Raw genomic sequence first — 5,421 nt, 5'->3', positions numbered from 1 at the left:
CGACTCCTTGATCAGGAGCTACGAAAAAGGTAACGGGGCGGGGCCGGGTCACGGGGCGCCGCGCGGTGGTGCCCACCCGTAGCCTGTGAACCGCACGACGTCAGGGAGGGCTTGATTCGGTGCGTGAACTCGCCGTCGACTTCGGCACGTCCAACACGGTGGCCGCGGTGCGCACATCTCCGCACGAGCGGCCCAGGCTGCTGGCGGTGGACGGCTGGCAGGCGCTCCCCTCCGCCGTGTGGTTGGCCCCGGACGGCGAGTTGGTGGTGGGGATCGACGCCCAGCGCCAGGCGCGGCTGGACCCGAGCCGCTACGAGCCGACGCCGAAGCTGCGGGTCGACGAGGCCGAGGTCCTGCTCGGCGACCGGGTGGTGCCCGTCGTCGACCTGATCGCGGCCGTGCTGCGCAGGGTGGCGGGTGAGGCGCGGCGCCAGCTCGGCGGCGAACCCGACCGCGTCGTGCTGACCCACCCGGCCGACTGGCACCGGGTTCGTCGCAACACCCTGCGGGCGGCGGCGAGGGCCGCCGGCTGGTCGGCGCCGGTCAGCCTCCTCGCGGAACCGGTCGCGGCGGCCGCCCACTTCGTCGAGGTGACCAGCCACGACCAGGTCGTCCGTCCCGGCCAGGCCCTGGCCGTCTTCGACATGGGCGGGGGCACGACGGACACCGCGCTGGTCCACCGAGGACCCGACCACGGGTGGCGGGTGCGGGCCGAGGCCGGGACGCCGGACTTCGGTGGCGGGGACGTCGACCAGCTGGTGCTGGAGCACATCCGGGCCTCGGTCGGCGCCGACCGGCCGGAGTGGGGCGAGCTGCTCCGCCCCTCGGGGCCCGCCGCGCGTCGCGCGGCACGGGCACTCGCCGACGACGTCCGCGCCGGCAAGGAAGCCCTCTCCCGGTACCCGCAGACCGACGTCCCGCTACCGGACCCCCTGCCCGACGCCCACGTCACCCGCGCCGAGCTGGAGGCCCTCGTCCGCCCGAGGCTCGAACGCACCGTCGCGATGCTCGCCGGGACGGTGGGCGCGGCCAGGGCGGACCTGGCCGGGGTCTTCCTCGTGGGCGGGGCCACCAGGATGCCGCTGGTCGCCACCATGATCGGGGAGCGGCTCGGCGTGGTGCCCGTCGCGGTGGAGTCCCCGGAGAGCAGCGTCGCACTGGGCGCGCTGACCACCCGCGCGGCCAGTGACTTCACCGGACCGGGGCGCCCGCCCGGCGAGGAACGTCCCCCCGACGACGGTGAGGCGGTGACGGAAGTGACCCGGGGGGCCGGTGAGGAGCCGACCCGTCGGCTGGCGGACGGACCGGCGGCCGGCCCACCGGGCGCGGCGGCGGGCACGACCGTCCCCACGGACGCCGACGCGCCGACCCGGAGCATCCGGCCGGAGGACGCACCCACCCACCGAGTGGCCGCGACACCCGCCGGTGTCCCCACCGGCTACCCCGCGACGCGCCCGGTGGACGCCAGTCGTGTCTACCGGCTGGACCAGGCTCCGTGGGGGCCCGTGCCGCCGGGCCAGCCCGGGCGGGGTGGGGGGAGCCGCCGCGTCTGGTTCGTGGTGGCCCTGGTGGTGGTCGTCGTGGCCGTCGCGGTCGCGGCGGTCCTGAGGTGGTTCGTGCCGGCCGGTGACGCGTCCCGCCAGGACCTGGTCGGTGACGGGGGGCGCGGCGGGACGTCCCGGATCGCGGAGACCTGGAGCTCCGGGGCGGAACCTCCGAGCGAGCCCGACCCCGGCGAGGAGGTCGACCCCTCGGTCGGCGCACTGTTCCTGGAGGCGGGCCTCCAGGACTTCGCAGCATCCGCCGCGGCGGGCGCCGAGGAGTGCGGTCCCGCCGACATGCCGGTGTTCGAGATGGTGGTCGGGTCCGGTGCGGCGGTCACCTGCGAGTACACCGTCGACGGCGTGGGCTACACCGTGACCTTCCTCTCCGGTCGCGGGGCCTGCGAGGTCGCGTTGCTCGCGACCGCGTTCGGGGAGTCCCAGGGCTCGGGAACCTGGTCCGGGGGCGGGTACTCCGGGCGGTACCGGTTCGCCAGCCTGCCCGCCGGGGCCCCCGCCTCGGCGGCGCTCACCTACACGGCCGAGGGTGAGCCGCTCTGCGGCGCGGTGGAGCCCTCCGGGGGCACGCGGGTCACTCCCGAGCAGCTGGTCGCCTTCTGGGAGGACAATGTGCGACCGGTGGGATGAGGCGGGGACGTTGGCCGTCGGTCCGTCATCCGACCGGAGGACCGAGCGAGCAGGGAGAGGAGCGGTCGCAGCGATGCCGGTGACCGAGCAGGCACCGCACCTGAGGAGGGTGGTCAGCTACGTCCAGCGGGGCGAGCGGATGACCACCGGACAGCAGCGTGCCTGGGACACGTACTGGGCCGAGCTGGGCCGGGACGGGGACGACCTCCCCGACGGCCCGTTGGACGTCGAGGGCTGGTTCGGTCGGTCCGCGCCGCTGATGCTGGAGATCGGGTCCGGGATGGGGGAGACCACCGCCCAGCTGGCGGCGGCCGAGCCGGAGCTGAACTACCTGGCCGTCGAGGTGTACAAGCCGGGTCTCGGCCAGCTGCTCCTGCGGTGCGAACAACACCAGGTCCGCACCCTGCGGGCGGTGCGGGGCGACGCGGTGCGGCTGCTGTCCGCGAACATCCCGGAGGACTCCCTCGGTGGAGCCCGGATCTTCTTCCCCGACCCCTGGCCGAAGAAGCGGCACCACAAGCGTCGGCTCGTGCAGCCGGACTTCGTGCGGCTGCTGGCCTCCCGCCTCGCGCCGGGCGCGGTGCTCCACCTGGCCACGGACTGGGAGCACTACGCGGACCAGATGATGTCGGTGTGCTCGGCGGAGCCGTCGTTGCGGAACCAGTTCGCGGAGGAACCGGGCGGGTGGGCTCCCCGTCCGGACTGGCGTCCGGTGACGAAGTTCGAGCACCGGGCGACGGAGGAGGGACGCGTCGTGCGGGACCTCTTCTTCGAGCGGATCTGACCCGCCAGGGATCACCCGAAGCGGTCATCAAGTGTCGCGGTCCACGCGACGACTGCGGTCACCCTTCGCAGGTCACCGCCCGAACGGGTGGTCTTGCCCGCCGGGGCAGGATGACCCGTCCGGCAGTGACGCGTGAACGGGGAGCCGAACTACGTTCCGCTCCGTGTCCGTCTCGTCACGCGGGGCCTCCGTGTCGCCGCCACGCCGCCCCGCACCGGCCGCCGCGCCCCGCACGGTCGGGGCCGTCGTCCGCCTGGGCCGTCCGGGCGACCGCCGCCGGCCAGGTGGAGGGTGTGCTCCCGGGCCGGTGACCCCGCCGGTCCGGCCGGTTCCCGGCCGGACCGAGCCCCTGCCCGCCGGCGGCGGTGAGGCCGCCCGGGACGAACGGCTGGTCGCGGAGGCGGCGGCCTTCCTGCGGCTCCACCACGCGGGCGACCCCGACCAGGGCGCCCTGCTGGACAGGGTGGACCAGATCAGGCGGGAGGTGGCCAGCACCGGCACCTACACCCACACCGGCGAGGAGCTGCGGTTCGGGGCGTGGCTCGCGCTCCGGGAGAGCGGCCGTTGCCCTCCGGGCCTCGGCTGGCGGGACCTGCTGGTCAGGGACCTGCGCGCGGTGCGCGACCCGGCGGGGGTCGCCGCGGGGTGCGTGGACCACCTGCGGGTGGCCGTCGTTCCCCCGGCGACCGCCGAGGACCGGACCAGCACCGGCGCCCCACCTCCCAGCGGCGGGCGGGTCAGGCCGGTGGTGACCGTGTTCGGCCCTGATCTTCCCGGTGAACCGGCCGCGCGGGTGCACAACCTGGAGCTGGTCGGGTACGCGGGTCACGAGGGGATCGGGGGCGCGGTCGCGGGCGACGCCCGGCACGTGGGCATCACGCGGCGCCTCGGTGAACTGGGGTGGCGGGGTCCGCTGCGACCGGGGCGCTTCGACCAGCTGCCCCTGGCGATCGGGACCAGCTGGGCGAGACCGGCGCTCTTCGACGTGCCCCGGGACGCCGTGCACGAGGTCCCCCTCGAACATCCGGAGTTCGACTGGTTCCCGGAACTCGGTCTTCGCTGGCACGCGACGCGGGCCGTCACGGGACTGGCCCTGCGCGTCGGAGGAGTCCACTACCCGGCCGCACCGTTCAACAGCTGTTACGGGGCCGGGGAGATCGCGTCGCGGCTCGGCTCGGCGGCGGGGTGCGGGGCCGAGGCCGAGGTGGCGCGCCGGCGGGCTCAGGTGGACGGAAGCCGGGAACCGGGGTGGGAACTGGCGGAGCTGGAACGGGCGGTGGTCCACTCGTTCGCGGCGGCCGGGGTGGGCCTGGCCGCCCGGGCCGGTCTGGCGGAACGCCGGTGTTCGCAGCTCCGGGCCTGGCGCGGCTCGCGGGGCCCGGCGTGCTTCGTCGTCGAGCCGGACCGGTTGTTCGCCCGCCCGGGGCCGGGGACGGGGTCCGCCATCCCGGTCCCCGGCTGATCGGCCGATCCGGCAGGGAAGGCGGACCGTCGGGTGGTAGAGCTCGGCGCGGGCACCCGACCGGTCACCGGGTGGAGAGGGAACCGTTGAGGACCAGGGCCTCGGGGCGGCGGGCGCGGCGGGACCGCTCGGCGGTGGCGCGGCGGGCCTCGCGCGCCTTCTTCTCCTCGGCTCGCAGCGCCTGCCGCTCGGCGACGTCCGGCAGCACGGGGCTCAGCGCCATCAGCAGCAGCACGCCCAGCGCCAGGAGGACGGCGGTCCAGGTGAAGGCCATCGTGAACATGGGGTTCTCCTCGTCGTTCGGTGTGTTCCGTTGTCGTGTTCCACCTTCGCCGCTCCGGCGGCCGGGCGAATCGGTCGATGAGCCGGGACCGCGCACCGATCGGCCGAGGGGGACTTCCCTGACCCCGGACCCCGAGACGGGCCGGGGAAGCGGGCGGGCCTCTCGGCGGGACCGGTCGTGGCTCCGGAGGGCCGCGCCCGGCCCTCCCCCTCCCCCGCGTGACCGGTGCGAGGGGCGGGCCGACCGGCTGCTCCCCGACAGGCCGGTCGAACCCGCCGGTGTCACCGGACGACCGAAGGGCCTCGTTCGTCGCCGGGGTGGAGGGGGGCGAGGCGATCGACGGCCCGCGTCCGTAGCCTGGGACGCTGATCGGCCAACCGGTCGCGCCCACCGGGGGCCGGGCCACCGGGCGCGGGAGCACCACACCGAGCGGAGGGGGGAGGGAGGCGGATGTCGAAGCGCCGAGACGGTAGCGAGGCCACCGCCCGGCAGAGCACGATGTGCCACGGCTGCGGTGGCCAGGGGCACCTGCTGGAGCCGGTGTGCGCGGTGATCGGCGGCTCGGGGCGGTCCCTGCCCCAGCTGCGACCGTGCCGCTGGTGCGGCGAGACCGGGCGGGTACCGGGGCTGACCCCACCGACCTGAGCTGGCCGGACACCGGACCCGAACCGGGCACCGGTGCGCGCCGCCGAATGTCGGGCCG

Annotated in this window: 5 protein-coding genes; 4 read left to right on the top strand and 1 reads right to left on the bottom strand. The window is 75.7% G+C overall.

The genetic code is table 11. From position 1 onward, the window contains the following. Nucleotides 1-119 precede the first annotated feature (119 nt). From ACTIDRAF_RS30370 to ACTIDRAF_RS30365, 3 genes are all read left to right on the top strand, one after another. Nucleotides 120-2,189, top strand: coding sequence for an Hsp70 family protein (locus tag ACTIDRAF_RS30370; protein ID WP_016700777.1), 2,070 nt, complete (start codon nt 120-122; stop codon nt 2,187-2,189). Between the two features lie 73 nt (nt 2,190-2,262). Further along, nucleotides 2,263-2,973: a tRNA (guanosine(46)-N7)-methyltransferase TrmB gene (trmB, locus tag ACTIDRAF_RS0221470; RefSeq protein WP_016700776.1), complete on the top strand. Its 711-nt coding sequence runs from the start codon at nt 2,263-2,265 to the stop codon at nt 2,971-2,973. A 307-nt stretch (nt 2,974-3,280) separates the two neighbouring features. After that, nucleotides 3,281-4,435 carry a nitric oxide synthase oxygenase gene (locus ACTIDRAF_RS30365; RefSeq protein WP_016700775.1) on the top strand — a complete coding sequence of 385 codons (1,155 nt, stop codon included), beginning with the start codon at nt 3,281-3,283 and terminating at the stop codon, nt 4,433-4,435. A 64-nt stretch (nt 4,436-4,499) separates the two neighbouring features. Here ACTIDRAF_RS30365 and ACTIDRAF_RS0221460 read toward each other — a convergent pair whose 3' ends face one another. Then, nucleotides 4,500-4,718: a hypothetical protein gene (locus ACTIDRAF_RS0221460; RefSeq protein ID WP_016700774.1), complete on the bottom strand. Its 219-nt coding sequence runs from the start codon at nt 4,716-4,718 to the stop codon at nt 4,500-4,502. Nucleotides 4,719-5,168: 450 nt separating this feature from the next. Between ACTIDRAF_RS0221460 and ACTIDRAF_RS30360 the strand changes: the two genes are divergently transcribed. Then, nucleotides 5,169-5,363, top strand: coding sequence for a hypothetical protein (locus tag ACTIDRAF_RS30360; RefSeq protein WP_016700773.1), 195 nt, complete (start codon nt 5,169-5,171; stop codon nt 5,361-5,363). Nucleotides 5,364-5,421: the final 58 nt, after the last annotated feature.

The organism is Actinoalloteichus spitiensis RMV-1378 (assembly GCF_000239155.1).
GTDB lineage: Bacteria > Actinomycetota > Actinomycetes > Mycobacteriales > Pseudonocardiaceae > Actinoalloteichus_B > Actinoalloteichus_B spitiensis.
The sequence above is the reverse complement of the archived record's forward strand: the minus strand, read 5'-3'. Positions and strand labels throughout refer to the sequence as shown.